The organism is Rhizobium sp. BK196 (assembly GCF_014193255.1).
Lineage (GTDB): Bacteria > Pseudomonadota > Alphaproteobacteria > Rhizobiales > Rhizobiaceae > Rhizobium.
Map to the genome: position 1 here is coordinate 301,706 of NZ_JACHZB010000002.1, position 19,188 is coordinate 320,893.

18 protein-coding genes are annotated in these 19,188 nt (G+C 61.3%); 3 read left to right on the plus strand and 15 right to left on the minus strand.

Going from position 1 to position 19,188, the window contains the following annotated elements:
• Positions 1-20 precede the first annotated feature (20 nt).
• The 6 genes from solA to FHT78_RS08035 form a co-directional block, all read right to left on the minus strand.
• Positions 21-1,151, minus strand: a complete 1,131-nt coding sequence (solA, locus tag FHT78_RS08010; RefSeq protein ID WP_183742349.1) for an N-methyl-L-tryptophan oxidase — start codon at positions 1,149-1,151, stop codon at positions 21-23.
• Positions 1,152-1,161: 10 nt separating this feature from the next.
• On the minus strand, positions 1,162-2,655 hold the full coding sequence (gene hutH / locus FHT78_RS08015) for a histidine ammonia-lyase (protein WP_183742351.1): 1,494 nt from the start codon (positions 2,653-2,655) through the stop codon (positions 1,162-1,164).
• Entirely contained in the window at positions 2,652-3,428 is a 777-nt protein-coding gene (locus FHT78_RS08020) for an ATP-binding cassette domain-containing protein (RefSeq protein ID WP_183742353.1), read from the minus strand. Before FHT78_RS08020 ends, hutH (FHT78_RS08015) begins: the two co-directional genes overlap by 4 nt.
• A gap of 27 nt (positions 3,429-3,455) precedes the next feature.
• Positions 3,456-4,160, minus strand: a complete 705-nt coding sequence (locus FHT78_RS08025) for an ABC transporter permease subunit (RefSeq protein WP_183742355.1) — start codon at positions 4,158-4,160, stop codon at positions 3,456-3,458.
• Positions 4,161-4,169: 9 nt separating this feature from the next.
• Positions 4,170-4,895 carry an ABC transporter permease subunit gene (locus FHT78_RS08030; RefSeq protein WP_183742357.1) on the minus strand — a complete coding sequence of 242 codons (726 nt, stop codon included), beginning with the start codon at positions 4,893-4,895 and terminating at the stop codon, positions 4,170-4,172.
• Positions 4,896-4,998: 103 nt separating this feature from the next.
• Positions 4,999-5,841 (minus strand): transporter substrate-binding domain-containing protein, encoded by an 843-nt coding sequence (locus tag FHT78_RS08035; protein WP_183742359.1) that lies wholly within the window; start codon positions 5,839-5,841, stop codon positions 4,999-5,001.
• Between the two features lie 190 nt (positions 5,842-6,031).
• Between FHT78_RS08035 and hutC (FHT78_RS08040) the strand changes: the two genes are divergently transcribed.
• Complete coding sequence (hutC, locus tag FHT78_RS08040; RefSeq protein WP_183742361.1) at positions 6,032-6,787, plus strand: histidine utilization repressor; 756 nt, start codon at positions 6,032-6,034, stop codon at positions 6,785-6,787.
• 26 nt (positions 6,788-6,813) lie between these two features.
• Here hutC (FHT78_RS08040) and FHT78_RS08045 read toward each other — a convergent pair whose 3' ends face one another.
• From FHT78_RS08045 to hutI, 8 genes are all read right to left on the minus strand, one after another.
• Positions 6,814-7,599, minus strand: coding sequence for an ABC transporter ATP-binding protein (locus FHT78_RS08045; protein WP_183742362.1), 786 nt, complete (start codon positions 7,597-7,599; stop codon positions 6,814-6,816).
• Positions 7,596-8,369: an ABC transporter permease gene (locus FHT78_RS08050; protein ID WP_183742364.1), complete on the minus strand. Its 774-nt coding sequence runs from the start codon at positions 8,367-8,369 to the stop codon at positions 7,596-7,598. The genes FHT78_RS08045 and FHT78_RS08050 overlap by 4 nt, the downstream gene beginning before the upstream one ends.
• 60 nt (positions 8,370-8,429) lie before the next feature.
• Complete coding sequence (locus FHT78_RS08055) at positions 8,430-9,377, minus strand: ABC transporter substrate-binding protein (RefSeq protein ID WP_183742366.1); 948 nt, start codon at positions 9,375-9,377, stop codon at positions 8,430-8,432.
• A 122-nt stretch (positions 9,378-9,499) separates the two neighbouring features.
• Positions 9,500-10,075 carry a HutD family protein gene (locus FHT78_RS08060; RefSeq protein WP_183742368.1) on the minus strand — a complete coding sequence of 192 codons (576 nt, stop codon included), beginning with the start codon at positions 10,073-10,075 and terminating at the stop codon, positions 9,500-9,502.
• A gap of 3 nt (positions 10,076-10,078) precedes the next feature.
• Positions 10,079-11,767 (minus strand): urocanate hydratase, encoded by a 1,689-nt coding sequence (gene hutU, locus FHT78_RS08065; RefSeq protein ID WP_183742371.1) that lies wholly within the window; start codon positions 11,765-11,767, stop codon positions 10,079-10,081.
• A 15-nt stretch (positions 11,768-11,782) separates the two neighbouring features.
• Complete coding sequence (gene hutG, locus FHT78_RS08070; protein WP_183742373.1) at positions 11,783-12,583, minus strand: N-formylglutamate deformylase; 801 nt, start codon at positions 12,581-12,583, stop codon at positions 11,783-11,785.
• A gap of 1 nt (position 12,584) precedes the next feature.
• Positions 12,585-14,120 carry a histidine ammonia-lyase gene (hutH, locus tag FHT78_RS08075; protein WP_183742375.1) on the minus strand — a complete coding sequence of 512 codons (1,536 nt, stop codon included), beginning with the start codon at positions 14,118-14,120 and terminating at the stop codon, positions 12,585-12,587.
• Positions 14,117-15,376: an imidazolonepropionase gene (gene hutI, locus FHT78_RS08080; protein ID WP_183742377.1), complete on the minus strand. Its 1,260-nt coding sequence runs from the start codon at positions 15,374-15,376 to the stop codon at positions 14,117-14,119. The genes hutH (FHT78_RS08075) and hutI overlap by 4 nt, the downstream gene beginning before the upstream one ends.
• Positions 15,377-15,500: 124 nt before the next feature.
• Here hutI and FHT78_RS08085 point away from each other — a divergent pair, with 124 nt between their 5' ends.
• Positions 15,501-16,847, plus strand: a complete 1,347-nt coding sequence (locus tag FHT78_RS08085) for a formimidoylglutamate deiminase (RefSeq protein ID WP_183742379.1) — start codon at positions 15,501-15,503, stop codon at positions 16,845-16,847.
• 57 nt (positions 16,848-16,904) lie between these two features.
• Complete coding sequence (gene hutC / locus FHT78_RS08090) at positions 16,905-17,630, plus strand: histidine utilization repressor (RefSeq protein WP_183743436.1); 726 nt, start codon at positions 16,905-16,907, stop codon at positions 17,628-17,630.
• Between the two features lie 288 nt (positions 17,631-17,918).
• On the opposite strand, the gene FHT78_RS08095 is transcribed toward hutC (FHT78_RS08090), so the two are convergent.
• The gene (locus tag FHT78_RS08095) at positions 17,919-18,944 is read right to left on the minus strand and encodes a LacI family DNA-binding transcriptional regulator (protein WP_183742381.1); all 1,026 of its coding nucleotides are present in this window, start codon (positions 18,942-18,944) and stop codon (positions 17,919-17,921) included.
• Positions 18,945-19,188: the final 244 nt, after the last annotated feature.

Consider the following 19,188-nt stretch of genomic DNA (forward strand, 5'->3'; position numbering starts at 1 on the left):
TGACGGCTGCGGGAGCCGGTTCAGATCCTGGCAAAGGAAAAGGCGTCGATGGGTAAGTTGGTCTGTCCATCGATGGCAAGATCCGCGAGGATTTCGCCGATGACGCTCGTGAACTTGAAGCCGTGGCCGGAGCAGGGCGAGGCAACGACAACGTTCTTTTCGCCAGGCATATGGTCGAGAAGAAAATCCTCGCTCGGCAGCATCGTATAACGGCAGGTCGTTTCCTTCATGCGAAGACCGGCCGCAGCGGGAACACGCTTCCTGATGAAGCTGTCAAGTAAGGCCCGGTCGGCATCGTTGACGGGAGGGTTCGGTTGATCGGGATCGATTGGTTCGCGGAAATGTGCGTGTTTGCCGATCTTCACGCCATCGACGCCGATGGCCGGGAAACCGAAATAGGAGCCCTCCGCACCTTCATCCCGCAGGAAGCAGGGCATGCGTTGCGGCTGAGTGGCAAAACCATCCTGCGGCTGATACCAGGCGACCACCTGGCGGATCGGGACGGCTGCCCTCCTGAGCTGGGGCACGAGTTCGGCAATCCACGATCCGGTCGCCACTACGATCTTTCCTGCCCGATACCGCCCGGTTTGGGAGACGATTGTCACACCGGCATCGTCGGGCTCGATCGCCGTGACCTTCTCACCGAAATGCAGAACCGCGCCATCCTCGGCGGCGAGCTTCAGATAACCCATGACTGCGGCTTCGGGGCGTAGGTAGCCGCCTTGCGGATCGAGCAGGCCGATCTCATGCTCGTCGAGCTGAAACGCCGGAAATCGGCGGGCCATCTCGGCCTTGTCCAGTGCCTCATGGGCAAGCCCATGCAGTTCGCAGGAGGCACGCGTACCGCCGACGACTTTGCCGTCGGGTGCGCCGATCTGCAGCACGCCGGTTATCGTCAGGATATCTGTGCGTAAGCGCGCTTCCAGCGATCGCCAGTTCTGATAGGCGCGCTTGAGCAGCGGAACATAGGAAGGGTCCTCGAAATAGCCGAGCCGGATCAGGCGGCTGTCGCCATGCGAGGAACTGAGCGGATGGGCGGGAAAATAGGCGTCGAAGCCTATCGCCCTGACGCCGCGGGCCGCAAGAAAGGCGAGCGCAGCACTCCCCATGGCACCGAGACCGATGACGGCGACGTCGAAGTTGGGGGTCATGGAAGCCTCCTCACGGAATTGCTGGTGCCGCGGCCTCTCGGACCAGTCCACGCAGGGCCTCGATGTCGCGCGAAAGCGGCCGATCATCGGCATAGGCACTCACGATCTTGCGAACGGCGTTGTAGACGGCATCCGTACCGGCCGCTCTCCTGGCGGTACCGACAAGGAATTCGTGAGCCTGCGCAGCGCCCATCAATTCGATTGCCAGAATGTATTCGGCATTATCGATCACCGCGAGAAGCTTGTTGGCGGCCGCCGTCGGATGCGCGAGGAAATCCTCCTGCAGACCGGATGTGATACCACCATCGATAGAAGCCGGTGCGGCAAGCCGCCGGTTCTCGTTGGCAAGGGCTGCTGCCGTATATTGCGCGATCATGAAGCCGGAATTGCTGCCGGCATCGCTTGCCAGGAACGGCGGCAGGCCGCTCACGAGCGGATTGACGAGGCGGTCCATGCGCCGTTCGCTCATGGCGGAAATCTGAGCGAGAGTCGTCGCAAGACTATCGGCCGCCTGTGCAAGAGCGGGAGCAACCGCATGCGCTTCGGAGGAGACGATCGGCTCCTCGGGCGTGCCGGATACGGCGGGATTGTCGGTGACGGAGGCAAGCTCCTGATCGACGACGAGGGCCGAGACATCAAAGACATCGCGCGCAGCACCATGGGCATGCGGGATCGCGCGCAGGCTCAGCGCATCCTGTGTCCGTTTACCGAGCGCAGCCGAAATCAGCCCGCTGCCGGCAAGCCGGGCACGCAGCGAAACGCCGACGCTGGCAATGCCCTTGGAGGGGCGCAGGGAAAGAACAGCCGCATCGAAGGCCGCCATCTGGCAGCCGGCCGCTTCAAGCGTCAGTGCTGCGATCGCGTCGGCCCAGTCGAGCAGCCGCTCGGCACGTGCGAGCGCAACGCTTGCAAGCCCGGTTGCGCAGGCCGTACCGTTAACGAGGCTTAAGCCCTCCTTGGCACCGAGCACCAAAGGCTCGAGGCCGATGGCGGTAAGCGCATCGCGCCCGTTCATAGGGCTGCCCTTGACGCGGGCGCTGCCTTCGCCGATGAGGACCAGCGCATTATGGGCATTATGGGTGAGGTAGCCTGCCGAACCCTTGGAGGGGACGTCCGGAATGCAATTCCTTTCGAGGAACGTGGCGAGATGGCGGACGATTTCGGGGCGCACGCCGGAATGGCCATGGGCAAAATTGGCGATCTGAGCGGCGATGATCGCACGCACCTCTCGCGGCGCCAGCAATTCGCCGACGCCAACGGCATGACTGAGGATGATGTTGCGCGACAGCCGGCTTTGAGACGCTCTGTCGACCACCGTATCTGAGAGCGCGCCGACGCCGGTATTGATGCCATAGGCCCTGACACCGGTTTCGACGATCCGCTCGACGATGCGGCTTGCATAGATAACGCGGTCCCAAGCCGCTGGCGACAGGCCAAGCGTTTCGCCCCCGGCCACGCGTGCGATATCGCGCCATCGAGCAACCTTGTCGATGGTGATGGTCATTGGCCGCTTCCAAAATGACCGATGAACTGGCGGAAGGCCGGCGATGCGCCGCCTCCGAACATTTCGTCCGGCGTACCGCTGCTTTCGACCAGCCCTTCGCGCATGAAGACGACGCGGTTGGAGACGTTGCGGGCAAAGCTCATTTCGTGGGTGACGACCAGCATCGTCATGCCCTCTTCGGCAAGCGCGCGCATGACGCGCAGCACTTCACCGACCAGCTCCGGATCGAGCGCTGAGGTCGGCTCGTCGAAGAGCATGACCTTCGGCTTCATGGCGAGCGCGCGGGCAATCGCTGCACGCTGCTGCTGACCGCCGGAAAGATGGGCGGGATAGGCGTGGCGCTTATCCGCGATGCCGACCTTTTCGAGCAGCGCTTCGGCCTCGGCGATGCATTCGGCCCGCGGACGCTTCAAGACATGGACCGGCCCTTCGATGACATTCTGCAGGATCGTCATATGGGACCAGAGATTGAAGGACTGGAAGACCATGCCGAGCTCAGAGCGGATGTGATCGACCTGCCTCTGGCTCGCCGGCTTCGTCTTGCCGTTCTTATGGGTCATCTCGATATGTTCGCCGTCGACCCAGATCTCGCCATCGGATGCGATCTCCAGCAGGTTGATGCAGCGCAAGAAGGTGGATTTGCCGGAGCCGGAGGCGCCGAGCAGCGAAATCACATCGCCGTCCTCTGCATCGAGCGATATGCCGCGCAGCACTTCATGGGTGCCGAAGCTCTTTCTGATATTGCGGACCGAAAGTCGGGTTACGCCGGGCATGGAAGCTCCAATCATGTTCAGGCAGGTTCACGCCTTCAGCGCCGCTGGAATGGCGCGGCGATGTCGGGATAGCCAGTATTCCAGGAGGGACATGGCCTGCAGGATGATGAAATTCAGAACGAGGTAGATGATGGCCGCACAGAGGAAGACCTCCATCGTACGGTAGGTCTGCGAGATCAACCGCTGCGCGACACCCGTCACTTCCCAGACCGTTACGAGGCTGGCGAGTGCTGTCGATTTCATCATCAGGACGATCTCGGTCGAATAGGCCGGCAGCGCATGCCGAAAGGCAATCGGTGCCAGGATGCGGCGCACCATCAGAAAGCCCGACATGCCAATCGCGCGAGCTGCCTCGATTTCTTTCGGCGAGACGGCGCGAATGCCGCCGCGGAAGATCTCGGCCGAGTATCCGGCAGTACAGAGTGCGAGCGAGAGAACCGCGCAGACCATTGGCTCGCGCAGGAAGGGCCAGAGGAAGGAATAGCGGATGACGCCGAACTGGCCGAGCCCGTAAAAAACCAGGAACATCTGGATCAAGAGCGGCGAGCCGCGGAAGACGAAGATATAGCCCTTGGCGAAGCCGGAGAGGATCGGATTGCCGCTGACGCGCATGGCGACAATAACGAGCGCCAGCAAACCGCCGAAGGAGATCGACAGGAAGAACAGGATCAGCGTCGTCGGCACGGCTTTCAAGAGCGTGACCATGGTGCTGAAAAGGAAGGCGATATCCATCTGCCCCTCCTATGCCTGGCCCATGGCCGAAGCCGGCATGCTGCGATTGGCCTTGCGCTCGGCGCCATTGAAGACGCGGTCCGACAGGCTGGTGAGGATCAGGTATAGCGCGCCGCCGACGATATAGAAGAGGAAATATTGCCGGGTCGAACCCGCAGCGACTTGGCTCGAGCGCATCAATTCGGCAAGGCCGGTAACCGAAATCAGCGCAGAATCCTTCAGGCTCAACTGCCAGACATTGCCGAGGCCGGGAATGGCAAGGCGCAGGACCTGAGGAATGATGATGCGGCGAAATCGCAGGCCGCGATGCATGCCAATTGCCGAAGCTGCCTCGAGCTCACCCTTGGAAATAGCGTTGTAGGCGCCACGATAGACCTCCGCCTGATAGGCGCCCGAGATGATGCCAACGGCAAGCGCGCCGGCGGCAAAGGACGGCAGGCCGAGAAAACCCTCATAGCCCATGGACTGGCCGATCGCGGTCACCGCCGAAGAGCCGCCGAAATAGATGAGATAGATGATCAGCAGCTCCGGCACACCGCGGAAGACGGTGGTATAGACATGGCCGATCGTGGTGAGCACGACGTTACCGGAGAGTTTCGCGGCCGCGATGATCGCGCCAAGCACTGCGCCGATCGCCAGCGCCGTGGCGGTGACGCAGAGCGTCAGCAGGGCACCGAGGAGGAGGAAAGCCCCCCATCCGGTTGAACCGAAACCTATGAGTTCGAGTGTCGCCATGGGCCTTCCCAGCGCTGTCTTCGTCGTGATGACGGGCGGTCAGAATAGCACGTGGCCTCCGATCAGAAGCGGAGACCACGGAACGCGGCTTTCTGTCGAAAGCTCAGTTCTGCGGGCTGACGTCGACCTTGAACCACTTCATGGAGAGGGTCTTGACGGTGCCGTCGGCAAGTGCCGACTTGATCGCTTCGTTGAACTTATCGCGCAGGTCCGTATCGGCTTTGCGGATGCCGAGCCCTTCGCCCTCCCCCCAGATCGAGCCGACGATTTCCGGGCCAGTGAAGGCAAGCGCGCCATTGGCGGCTTCAAAGGCGTTGTTGAAGTAGACGGCATCATCGAAGCCGAGGTCGATACGGCCGTTCTGCAGGTCGAGGTCGCGGTCGGCGCCCGTCTTGTATTCGCGGATCTCGGCGATGCTGCCGAAATTGTCATAGACGAACTTGGCATAGACGGTTGCCGCCTGAATGCCGATCGTCTTGCCCTTGAAGGCTTCCTTCAGGGCGTCGATTTCCTTCACGCCGGTCTGGCCGGGCGTCATCTTGATGGTCGCGCCCGTTCCGGAAGCATTGGCAAGCGGGCTGTCCTTGGCGGTAGCGAAGGCGGCCGGCGTCGCGGCATAGGGGATGGTGAAATCGATGACCTGCTTGCGCTCATCAGTGATCGACAGCGCATCCATGATGACGTCGAACTTGCCGGCATTGAGCGCAGGGATCATGCCGTCCCAGTCGGATGCGACCAGCGTGCACTCGATCTTGGCGCGTTCGCAGAGCACCTTGGCAAGTTCCGGTTCGAAGCCGCCGAGCGTGCCGTCGGCATTGGTGAGGTTCCAGGGAGCGTAGGCGCCTTCGAGCGTGATGGTCGCCTTCGTCCAGTCCTTGGCGGCGGCCGGAGCAGCAAAGGCGGCTGCCGTCATCGCGCAGGAAAGAAGAATCGTGCTGAGCTTCATTAATGTGATCTCCTCTGAGATTGGACAGACCTTGCGGCATGAATGCCGATCTTCGCCGGCTTGCCCGCCTTGATCCGCTGTTCATTTTCGGATCGACAGGTTGTATAGGGTACCATATGAAAAATTTTGTGATATGCAAGAGGAAAGTCGGATTAAGAGGCAGATTCCATTCTTGCAAAGGGAATAGGCAATGAAGCGTCCCAACGAGATGAAGCGCGAACTGGCGGAGAATGATAGTGCGCCGCTTTATGCTGGCGTCAAGCAGGTTATTCTCGACCGGATCCGCAGCGGCGAATGGCCTCCACGCCATCGCGTGCCCTCTGAAAACGAGCTGGTGGTGGAGCTCGGCGTCTCCAAGATGACCGCCAACCGGGCGCTGCGGGAGCTGGCGAATGAAGGCGAGCTCGTGCGCATACAGGGTGTCGGATCCTTCGTGGCCGAACGCAAGGGGCATTCGGCGCTTTTCGAGGTGCGCAACATTGCCGACGAGATCGCCGAGCGCGGCCATACGCATAAGGCTGATGTCATCGTTTTGGCCGAGGAAATGGCTTCTCCCGATATTGCAGATGCACTCGAGCTCGACATTGGCGCGCCGGTTTTCCACTCGCTGATCGTTCACAGCGAGAATGGTGTTCCTGTCCAGATCGAGGACCGTTTCGTCAATCCGGGTGCCGCACCCGACTATCTGGCGCAGGACTTTTCGACGCTGACGCCGAATGCCTATCTGACGGCGGCAGCCCCCCTGAGTGGCTCGGAACATATCGTCGAGGCGGTGACGCCGCGGGCTTGGGAATGCAAGCTCCTGACCATCCTGCAGAACGAGCCGTGCCTTGCCATCCGTCGCCGCACCTGGTCGGCCCGCCAGGTCGTCTCCATGGCGCGCCTCGTTTATCCCGGAAATCGCTATCGGTTGGAAACGCGCAGCGGTAAGGTTTTCGAGGAATAGGTCCGGTTGTATATGGAAGTTGGCGATTATCCGTGCTCGGCAGCCGCAATCGCTTCGCTGCGAATGTCTTCCGTCAGCTTGAGGCGCAGCTCTGAAAATTCCGGGCTCGCCTTGATCGTATAATGGCGCGGATGCGGAAGATTGACCGGTGTGATCGATTTGATCTTTCCGGGACGCGCCGTCATGGTGACGACGCGTGACGCCATGAAGACGGCTTCTTCGATGTCATGCGTGACGAAGATCACGGTCTTCTGTTCTCGTTCCCAGATGCCGAGCAGCAATTCCTGCATGAGGCCGCGCGTCTGGTTGTCGAGCGCGCCGAAAGGCTCGTCGAGCAGCAGGATCTTCGGATTGTTGGCAAGCGCGCGGGCAATCGCGGTTCTTTGCTGCATGCCGCCGGACAGCTGTTTGGGCCAATGATTTTCGAAGCCTCGCAAGCCGACCTTGGCGACATAGCTTGCGACGATCTCGTTCTTTTCCTTCTCCGCCATGCCCTTTTCGCGCAGACCGAAGGCAATGTTGTCGCGCACCGTCAGCCACGGAAAAAGCGTGTAGGATTGAAAGACCATGCCGCGGTCGGCGCCTGGTCCCGTCACCTTGCGCCCTTCCAGCGTCACTGTGCCGGTGGAGGGAAAGTCGAGGCCGGCGATGATGCGCAGCAGCGTCGATTTTCCGCAGCCGGAGGGGCCAAGGATCGTCACGAAATCGTTCTTGGCGATCTCAAGATCCGTCGGCTGCAGGGCGAGCGTCGGCGAGCCGCCCCGCACACCGGGAAAGGTGCGGCTCACACCGCTGATGACGAGTTCGCTCATGCGAGCCTCCAGGCAAACAGGCAGCGGTTCAGCCATTTGAAGGCAAAGTCGGAAAAGAGGCCAATGAGCCCGATGACGATGATGCCGAAAATGATCTGGCCGGTGGCAAGCAGCGCCTGGCTGTTGATGATCATGTAGCCGATGCCGGACGATGCCCCGATCAGTTCGGCGACGATGACATAGGTCCACGCCCATCCGAGTACCAGGCGCAGGATTTCGGCAATATCGGGTGCGTTTGCGGGAATGAGCACGCGGCGTACGACCCCGCTATCCCCGGCGCCGAGCGTATAGGCGGCCTCGACGAGATCACGGCGGGTGCCGGAAACGGCGACCGCAACCATGAGAACGATCTGGAAAACCGCGCCGATGAAGATGACGAGCAGCTTCTGCGTCTCGCCGATGCCGGCCCACAGGATGAGTAGCGGCACGAAGGCCGACGCCGGCAGGTATCGCGCGAAGGAGATGAAGGGTTCGAGCAATGCCTCGACCGGCTTATAGGCCCCCATCAGGATGCCGAGTGGCACTGCAACCAGCGCCGAGAGGATGAAGCCGCCAACGACGCGCCAAACTGTCATGCCAATATCGAAGAGGAACCCCTGGTTGACCAGCAGGTCATAGCCGTCCCGCACCATGGTGAGCGGATCGGCGAGAAAGGTTTTCGACACATAGCCGCCGAGCGTCGCATAGCCCCAGGCAGCGAAGAACAGGATGAAGAACAGCAGGCCGAAGAGCACCCGGGTGCCCGAGCCGATAGGTTGAAGTGGACGCATGCAGTGCCTTGCGGGAAAATAGGGAGCGCTCGTTTTGGCGCTCCCAGGCATTCGTGCCTGTTATTGAATGAAGGAGGGGTCGGCGAGCGTCGAAAGGTCCGGTTTTGCCTTGATGACGCCAGCCTGCAGCAGAAGATCCGCTGCTTCTTCATTAAAGCTCTTGAAGGTGGTCTTGAAGAAGTTCTGAGCCGCGGCCTTGTCCTGCCATTCGAGGTAGGCGGCCGATTCTCCGAATTCCTTGCCGGACTGCTTCACATCCTTGCCCATGATCTCGAACGACTTGTCCTTGTCCGTCTTGATCATCTCGAGCGCGTCGTAATAGCTGGCGGCCAGCGCCTTGGCGGCTTCCGGATTGCCCTTCAGGAAGGCCGTGGTGCAGCCGAACGTGTCCATGACGGCGGGATAGTCGAGGGTCGTCGCAATGATCTTGCCCTTGTCCGGCGCATTTCGAACGCTGGAGAGATAGGGCTCATAGGTGACAGCCGCATCATTCTGGCCGGCCAGCAGCGCCTGGGCTGCCGGACCCGGCTCCATGTTGACGACCTTCACGTCCTTCATGCTGAGGCCATTCTTGGCGAGGATGAAGGCGAGCAGAAAATAGGGTGACGTGCCTGGTGCCGATGCGGCAACCGACTTGCCCTTGAGATCGGAAACTTTGTCGATGCCGGGCTTTGCCGCGATACCGTCTGCGCCATGCGAGACGTCGAGCTGGAAGATCTGCGTGGTGGCGACACCGGCCGCGTTCCAGACGATCCAGGTTTCCACCGTGGTTGCGGCGCACTGAATGTCGCCGGAAGCGAGCGCCAGATGCCGGCTCGCCTGGGGCACCTTGGTGATGGTGACGTCAAGCCCGTGCCTCTTGAAGATGCCGGCTTCCTTGGCAAGTGTGAGCGGTGCAAAACCGGTCCAGCCAGAAATGCCGATCGCGACTTTGGTATCTGCGGCGTGAGCGGCTGTTGCGGCGAGGACCGCTGCAAAAGCGGCGGCAAACATCCCAGTTTTTTTCATGATCCGAATTTCCCTGCTCTTATTTTAGGCGCCCTTGCTGGGTGCCCATTAAATGTATTTAACGCATGCCCGAATTGTTTTGTCTAGACATTATGATGGCGCTGCGGCGGGATAAAACGCCATCAGATTGCCGCGATGGTGATCGCGTAGAGCAGGGCATTGCCGTGGAATTGCAGGGATCCACCGACGGCCTCTTCGAGGAGCATCGCATCGCCCGCGACGAGAGCGATCTTGTCTTTCGCAAGATTAACGTCCGTATGGCCGCGATGGCAAAAGAGAAGCGACTGCTCGCCAGTCAGGGGCAGTTCTTGCCGCCCGTCGACTGCGAGGCGAAGCACGTTATGCCGGAGCCTGTCCCGACGGGTCATCACGTTGAGATCGGTGATTGTGCCATCCGTCAATTCGGCGCTAACGGGAACATCTGCCGGAAAGAAAAATGGATCGCTTTCCTGCGTCAGAAGCACCGGCGCGCGACCTTCTATGAAGAGGTGCATGCCATCGCCCTCCAGGATCGACAGTGTGCGGTCGATCCCGGGAAAGACGGAGAAGGGGCCGTCGGCGGCAACGGTTGCCATGCTGACCCGCCAGTCAAAGCCGGCAAGCCCCGCGTCCGGCGGCGAAACGGCGAGTTCCACCGTTTCTCCGCCGCCGTTCTTCCACGGCATGCGTTTGTGATCGGCGGCGCGCAGGATCTTCATGGCTCAGTTTCCTAGGATGCCGGGCAGGCGCAGGCCCTTGTCCTTGGCGCAATCGATCGCGATGTCGTAGCCGGCATCGGCATGGCGCATGACACCGGTCGCCGGATCGTTCCAGAGAACATTTCCAAGACGGCGGGCCGCATCGTCAGTACCGTCGGCGCAAATGACCATGCCGGAATGCTGCGAGAAGCCCATGCCGACGCCGCCACCGTGATGCAGCGATACCCAGGTGGCGCCCGACGCGGTGTTGAGCAGCGCGTTCAGGAGCGGCCAGTCGGAGACAGCATCCGAGCCGTCCTTCATTGCTTCCGTCTCGCGGTTCGGCGAAGCGACGGAACCGGAATCGAGGTGGTCGCGGCCGATGACGACGGGCGCTTTCAGCTCGCCGTTCTTGACCATCTCGTTGAAAGCAAGGCCGAGCTTGTGGCGGTCGCCGAGACCGACCCAGCAGATGCGGGCGGGCAGGCCCTGGAAGGCGATGCGCTCCCTGGCCATGTCGAGCCAGTTGTGGAGGTGCTTGTTGTCGGGCAGGAGTTCCTTCACCTTGGCGTCGGTCTTGTAGATGTCTTCTGGATCACCCGAGAGGGCCGCCCAGCGGAACGGGCCAATGCCGCGGCAGAAGAGCGGGCGGATATAGGCCGGTACGAAGCCCGGGAAGGCGAAGGCGTTTTCCAGACCCTCGTCCTTGGCGACCTGGCGGATATTGTTGCCATAGTCGAGTGTGGGAACGCCGGCATCCCAGAAGGCGACCATCGCCTCGACATGCGCCTTCATCGAGGCGCGGGCAGCTGCTTCCACGGCCTTCGGATCGGTTTCGCGCTTGGCCTTGGCTTCGGCGACGCTCCAGCCGACCGGCAGGTAGCCGTTGCGCGGATCATGGGCCGAGGTCTGGTCGGTGACGATATCGGGGCGTGGACCGCCGGCCTGCATGCGGGCCACCAGTTCCGGGAAGATTTCGGCGGCATTGCCGAGAAGACCGACCGACTTTGCTTCGCCGGCCCTGGTCCAGCGCTCGATCTTTTCCAGCGCCTCGTCCAGCGTATGGGCCTTTTCGTCGACATAGCGGGTGCGCAGGCGGAAATCGATGCGGGTCTCATCGCATTCGACGGCCAGGCAGCAAGCGCCGGCCATGACGGCTGCGAGCGGCTGGGCGCCGCCCATGCCGCCAAGGCCGCCGGTCAGGATCCACTTGCCCTTGAGGTCGCCATTATAGTGCTGGCGCCCCGCTTCGACGAAGGTTTCGTAAGTGCCCTGAACGATGCCCTGCGTGCCGATATAGATCCATGAGCCGGCCGTCATCTGGCCGTACATGGCAAGGCCCTTTTTATCGAGCTCGTTGAAATGGTCCCAGGTCGCCCAGTGCGGTACGAGGTTGGAATTGGCGATGAGCACGCGCGGCGCATCCTTGTGGGTGCGGAAGACGCCGACCGGCTTGCCGGACTGCACCAGCAGCGTCTCGTCCTCGTTCAGCGTCTTCAGCGTGGCGGCGATGCGGTCGAAATCATCCCAGGTGCGGGCGGCGCGGCCAATGCCGCCATAGACGACGAGCTCATGCGGGTTTTCGGCAACGTCAGGGTCGAGATTGTTCATGAGCATGCGCAACGGCGCTTCGGTCATCCAGCTCTTCGCATTGAGCTCTGGCCCGCGGGGCGCACGGATTTCGCGGATATTGTGGCGCGGGTTTACGGTCATGATGATGTTCCCTTTTTAGCGTTTCAGACCAAGCGCGATCTCTTCGATCCGCGTCAGAATGGATTTGAGATGAATGCGCAGATTGTCCGCCTCCTCACCGTCATAGGCGAAGGGAGGCTCTTCGGTTGCAAGATGCGTGGATTGGGCCAGTTCCATCTGGATGGCGTGGACGCCGGTTGCCGGCTTGCCGTAATGGCGCGTCGTCCAGCCGCCCTTGAAGCGGCCGTTGAGGATGCTGTCATAACCTGCCGCAGCGGATGCAATGGCGATGGCCGCCTGCTCGATCGCCGGATCGCAAGTCTTGCCCATATCCGTGCCGATGTTGAAATCCGGCAACTTGCCCTCGAAGAGGAAAGGAATGTGGGAGCGGATGGAGTGGCAGTCGTAGAGAATGGCGATGCCATGAATGGATTTCACGCGTTCAATCTCGGCTGCAAGGGCGGCATGGTAGGGCGCATGAAAATCGCGCAGCCTGACGGCGATATCGGCCTCGTTCGGCGCTGCCCCATCCTTCCAGATCGCCTTGCCGTCGAAATCCGTCTCCGGGATCAGCCCGGTCGTGTTCTGGCCGGGATAGAGGCTGGTGCCGGAAGGGTCCCTGTTGGCATCGATCACATAGCGATGGAAAGTCGCGCGCACCGTCGTCGGATTGTCGAGCAACCCGTCATAGAGCCGGTGGATGTGCCAGTCGGTATCGGCAAGCAGCCGGCCGTTATCATCAAGGCGCTCCCAGATATCGGAAGGGACTTCGGTACCGGTATGGGGAAAGCCGAGAATGACGGGGGAAGTGCCTTGCTTGACCTCGAAAACAGGCATGTCAAACCTCCAGAGCGGGCAAGATACCGCTTGAAACGGATGCGTTGAGACCACCGCCGGCAACGAGCACCGTTGCCGCCCTTAGATCGTTCGCCATGTAGCGGTCTTCCTCCAGCGACGGCACGGCGGCGCGAATGGCGGCGATCGCCTTCTTGAGCTCGGGGCTGGTCGCAAGCGGGGCGCGAAGCTCCACCCCTTGCGCGGCGGTGAGCGCCTCGATGCCGACGATCGCAAAGAGATTTTCGGTCATTGGCAGAAGCCGGCGCGCGCCATGGCAGGCCATCGACACATGGTCTTCCTGGTTGGCCGAAGTCGGTGTCGAATCGACGGAGGCCGGGTGCGACATCTGCTTGTTCTCGCTCATCAGCGCGGCGGAGGTGACTTCGGCGATCATCAGGCCGGAATTCAGGCCCGGCTTCTTTGCGAGGAAGGCCGGCAGGCCGTAGGAAAGGGCGGGATCGACGAGCAGCGCGATGCGGCGCTGGGCGATCGCGCCGATCTCGCAGATCGCAAGGGCGATCTGATCGGCGGCGAAGGCAACAGGCTCGGCGTGGAAATTGCCGCCGGAGACGACCGAATTGTCAGAGAGCACCAGCGGATTGTCGGTCACCGCATTGGCTTCGATCTCCAGCGTGCGGGCAACCGAGCGCAACAGATCAAGGCAGGCGCCGTCGACCTGTGGCTGGCAACGGATGCAATAGGGATCCTGTACGCGCTCGTCGCCTTCGATATGGCTCTGGCGGATCGGCGAATTTTCGAGCAGCGCGCGCAGGGCAGCCGCCGTATCGATCTGGCCGCGATGGCCGCGGAGCGTATGGATATCGGGATGGAACGGCGCCGATGAGCCCATGGCCGCATCCGTCGACATGGCGCCGGTAATCAGCGCCGATTGTGCGGCCCGGTGCGCACGGAAGAGACCGGCGAGCGCAAGGGCCGTCGAGGTTTGCGTGCCGTTGATCATCGCCAGGCCTTCCTTGGCGGCAAGCACCATCGGTTGCAGCCCGGCTTTGACAAGCGCCGTTGCACCATGCAGCCTTTCGCCTCCGAAGAAGGCCTCGCCGTGGCCCATCATCACGGCCGTCATATGGGCAAGCGGGGCAAGATCGCCGGAGGCGCCGACCGAGCCTTTTTCCGGGATGACCGGAATGACTCCGCGCGCCATCATCGCTTCGATCAGCCGCACGATGTCGAGCCGCACGCCGGAGGCGCCGCGGCCGAGCGAAACGAGCTTCAGCGCCATGATGAGACGCACGACATTTTCCGGCAGCGGCTCGCCGACGCCGCAGCAATGGGAAAGGATGAGATTGCGCTGCAGCGTTGCCACATCGGCGCTATCGATCTTGATCGAGGCAAGTTTACCGAAGCCGGTATTGATGCCGTAGACCGGCGCATTGCCGGCGGCGATCTCGGCAATACGTTTCGCCGCCTTGAGGATCCCCGCATCAAAGGACGGGTCGAGTTTTGCCGGAACGCCCGTCCAGTAGATGGTTGCGAGATCCTGAAGTGAAACGGAGCCTGGATGCAGGGTAATGGTCATCGGTCGATCCTCTGGCCCTTGAAGATATGTGTGTGAAGCGGGTTGAAGCCGATGCGATAGACGAGCTCGGCGGGGCTCTCGATATCCCAGATCGCCAGATCAGCGGACTTGCCGGCTTCGATCGTGCCGGTCTCGCTAAGCAGGCCGAGGGCGCGGGCGCCTTCGCGGGTTGCGCCGGCGATGCATTCTTCCACCGTCAGTCTGAACAGCGTCGCCGACATGTTCATGGTGAGCAGCATGGACGTGAGCGGCGAGGTACCGGGATTGCAGTCCGTGGCAATTGCGATGTGCACGCCGGCCTGCCTCAAGGCCTGAACCGGCGGTTTCTGTTTCTCGTTGATGGCGTAGAAGGCGCCCGGGAGCAGAACCGCAACCGTGCCGGCCGCCGCCATTGCCTGCGTGCCATCTTCATCCAGATATTCCAGATGATCGGCCGAAAGCGCGCCATAGGAGGCTGCAAGTTTCGCGCCGCCGAGATTGGAGAGCTGTTCGGCATGGAGCTTGACGGGAATACCGAGGGAACGGGCCTTGTCGAAGACCCGTGCGATCTCATCGACCGAGAAGGCGATGCCTTCGCAGAAGCCGTCGACGGCGTCGACGAGGCCTTCGGCACGTGCCCTCTTCAGGCCCGGCAGGACGACATCGGAAATGTAATCCTGGTTCCGTCCCTCGTATTCGACGGGAGTTGCATGGGCGCCGAGATAGGAGGTGATGACCCGCACCGGCCGGTGGTCTGCGAGCGCGCGGGCGGCGCGCAGCATCTTCAGTTCTGCCTCGATATTAAGCCCGTAACCGGACTTGACCTCGATGGTGGTCAGACCTTCCGAGATCAGCGTGTCGAGCCGCGGCAGCGCGGCCCTGACGAGGCCTTCGACGGACAGCGCGTTGGTTGCCTTCACGGAGGAGACGATGCCGCCGCCGGCGCGTGCGATTTCTTCATAGGTCGCGCCTTCGAGCCGCATCTCGAATTCCCGCGCGCGGTTGCCGCCATAGACGATGTGGGTATGGCAGTCGACGAGGCCGGGTGTGACCCAGCGGCCTTCAAGGTCGGTAATGTCGGCCGCCTCGATCAGCCAGGACGGCAGTTCGGCTTCCGGCCCGGCATAGAGGATGCGCCCACCTTCACAGACGACGGCGCCTTTCTCGATAATGCCAAGTCCCGGCAGATCCTCCCGCAGGGTCGCAAGGCGTGCATTGCGCCATAGCGCGCGAGCGCTCGACTTGTGGCCCAATCCGGAAAATTTGTTCCCACTCATCAGCTTTACGCCTTTCCTTATGGCTGAATATGTATATACATAATAAAAGGGGTGACAAGTAGAAATTTATGGCCTTTCGCATAAAGGCAAGCGAAGCGGTCAATGGCGAAACGGGAGAGCGATCATGACGAAACTTCATGCGGCGGCCGCCTTGCTGGCCGAAGGCTGGCGTAAGAATGTGCGCCTGACGCTTGCGGACGGACGCATTGCCGCAATCGAAACGGATGTCGCGCCTGACGCGGATGACGAGCGTCATTCTGTCCTGCTGCCGGCAATGCCGAACCTCCATAGCCATGCCTTTCAGCGGGCGATGGCAGGGCTTGCGGAAGTGCGCGGCCCCGCCAATGACAGTTTCTGGAGCTGGCGCACAGTCATGTACAAATTTGCGCTCTCGATGACGCCGGACCATGTCGAAGCTGTAGCGGCGAAACTTTATATGGAAATGCTGGAAGCCGGCTTCTGCCGCGTCGGCGAGTTCCACTATCTGCATCACGGCAAGGATGGCAGCCCCTATGCAAATATCGCCGAAATGGCGGAAAGGATTGGTGCTGCGAGTGCCGAAACCGGCATCGGATTGACGTTGTTGCCGGTTCTCTACGCCCATTCCGGCTTTGGCGGTGCGGCACCCATTGAAGGACAGCGCCGCTTCATCAATTCCGCCGAAAGTTTTGCGCGGCTGATGGAGGGCTGCCGGAAGATCACTGGCAGGCTTCCTGGTTCAGAGATTGGTGTCGCGCCGCACAGCCTGCGCGCCGTCACGCCGGACGAACTGTCTGTTGCCATTGCGCTTGCCGATAAGGGCCCCATCCACATTCATGTCGCCGAGCAGGTCAGGGAGGTTGAGGATTGCCTCGCCTGGTCCGGCGCAAGACCTGTCCAATGGCTGCTCGACAATGCGCCGGTTGATCAGCACTGGTGCCTCATCCACGCAACCCACATGACGGCGGACGAAACCCGGGGGGCGGCAAGGAGCGGCGCCATTGCCGGCCTCTGCCCGATTACCGAAGCCAATCTCGGCGACGGGACATTTTCGGCGCCGCTATTCTTGTCCGAAGCCGGGCGCTTCGGCATCGGGTCCGATTCCAATATTCTGATTTCCGTTGCCGGGGAACTTCGCCAGTTCGAATATTCCGAGCGTCTGGCGCTGCGCGCCCGCAATGTCATCGCCACCACTGGCGGCTCCACCGGCCAGGCCCTCTTTGAAGACGCGCTAGCCGGTGGTGGTGCGGCATTGAAGGCACCGGCGGGTCTTGCTGCAGGCAATTATGCCGACATCGTCTCGCTTGATACCACAGCGGTCCCCTATCTTTCCGAAGGCCAGATTCTCGATCAGTGGATCTTTGCCGGTGATGTGGCAATCGACAGCGTCTGGGCGCTCGGACGCAAGCAGGTCGAAAATGGCCGGCATCTGCGCCGCGACCTGATCGACCGGCGCTTCACCGCCACGATGACCGAGTTGTTGGCAGCATGACGACCTTTCCTCCGCGCTTCCCAGGCGCTACAGCGGGAGGGAAGCCGGAGCGCAATGATGAATGAACCCAAGGAAACGACCTTACACCAGCGTATCCTCAGTGATATCGAGGGCCGTATCGTTTCGGGCGAATGGCCGCCGGGCTACCGCATTCCCTTCGAAGTGGAGCTGACCAAGCAATACGATTGCTCCCGCATGACGGTAAACAAGGCCCTGACCCAGCTGGTGAAGGCCGGTCTCATCGAACGCCGCAAGAAATCCGGCAGCTTCGTTATGCAGCCGCAAGCCCAGGCCGCGGTGCTCGAAATCCACGATATCAAGGCGGAAGTTCAATCCCTCAATCTCGCCTATTCCTACAAAGTCGCAAAGCGCGTCCGCAGGAAGGCGCAGGCGCAGGACCGCCAGATGCTGGACCTGCAGCAGAATTCCAGCCTCGTCGAAATCATCTGCACCCACTACGCGGGGACACAACCGTTTTGCCTTGAAAAGAGGTTGATCAATCTTCAAACCGTGCCGGAAGCCGCACACGAGGCGTTTGAGGAGACTGCACCCGGCCCGTGGCTCTTAAGCCAGGTTCCCTGGAGCGCTGCCGAGCACAAGATCTTCGCAATCGGCGTCGATGAGGAGGAGGGGGCCATGCTTTCCATCCCCGCATCGACCGCATGCCTTGTCGTCGAACGACGTACCTGGAACAAGTCAGGCCCCGTCACGCATGTGCGCTTCGTCTATCCCGGCAATCGCCACGCCCTTTATGCCCGCTTCACGCCGGAGGCCGTGAAATAGGCACAACTCCCAAACGAAAAGCGCCCGGCCACCTCGTATGACCGGACGCCTGTTGCTGCCGCCGCACTGGGTCGGCGACTTCCCATAGAAAGCGATTTTCTGAACGTCAATATCCCAGAAACAGGAGTATTGCGAAAGTCGACGCTTACCTTAAGGCATCGGATTAATCCGGATTCCTGCCGGCATGCTCCAAAGCGGGCCCTGCCTAGCGCCTTTCTTGGCCCTGCGACGGGGCCTGCCTCGGTACTACGAATGCACCGTGGCATCTGTCCGGCCGGGCCTGGACAATCAAGGGCCTTGCACTTCCGGAATAAGCGGCGGCACTTGGATGACGAGGGGTTTATTTGCTCCGGATTCGATAAGCTCGAATACCTTCGTCAGCATGCCCGGCACGTCCTGGCGTACCATCTCGATTCCGTTGCCGAGCAGGGTGACGAAGGGATCCCAGTCGAAGCAGCCGAGCACAAGGCTGCGGTCGTCGAGGTGACCGGAGCGGCGGATCCAGCGCATGACGCCCTCGAGTGAAATCGTCGAGTTGACGAACATGCCCTTGGGTAGGATCTTGCCGACAAGGGCGCGCTCGTCCAACGCCTTTTCAGCTTTTTCCGGTGCATACCCGCAGGCAAGAATATTTTCCTCATGCACTGCAACGCCGAGATCCGCATGGGCCTCGCGAAAACCCCTTATACGTTCGGCTGTGTTGTGGTCGCTGCCGCGCCCGCCAATGAAAAGCAACGGCTCCATCTTGCCGAGCCTCTGCTCACTGTTTTTCAAGATCCGGCGCGTCAGTTCACGCGCACCGGCAAAATTGTCCGAGATGACCGAGGGGGCAAGGGCGCCGGGCAGATCGAGATTGAGGCTGCGCACACCTGCTGCCGCACACATTTCAGTGATCCGGTCAGGATCAGTCGCACCTGTCGCGATCAGGCATTCGACCTGATAGGAAAGCATGGTGCGCGCCGCCTCGACCTCCAGCTGCGGGTCACGGCGCGTGCAGGTAATGATTGGGAAGAGGCCGCGCGCTCGCGCCATGTCTTCGAAGGTTTCGACGATGGAGCCGAAGTAGCGGTTATCGTATTTCGGCACGATCATGCCGATGATGTGGGACTTTTCGCGCCTCAGAAGGCTCGCCTGCATGTTGAGTGCATAACCCTGTTCGTCGGCGATGCGCATGATCTTTTCGGCAAGCTGGACACTGATCCTGCGCTTCTTCCAGTTGCCGTTGAGCACGGCGCTGACAGCGCTCGCCGATGTGCCGGCAAGCTCTGCCAGATCGTAAATCGTCGTCCGCTTGGTCTGCTTCACCTGATTCAAATGCGCGTCTCCGTTTGCGGTAACTTGACATCAAACGACAGAAGTGGCAATTCTTGCTTCATCGATTGAGCAAGATTGCGCAATCGATGATACAAGCCGGTTCGAAAAGCCGGTACAGGGAGGTATTCTAAGAAGCTGCGGGGAGGCTGTGCTTTTGCAGGGGCGCTTTGCTCGTCGTTTTCGTGGCGACGAAGGCGGCGGCGAGCGGGCGAACCGTAGTGACTTCCAGCAATGCCTGGCCTGT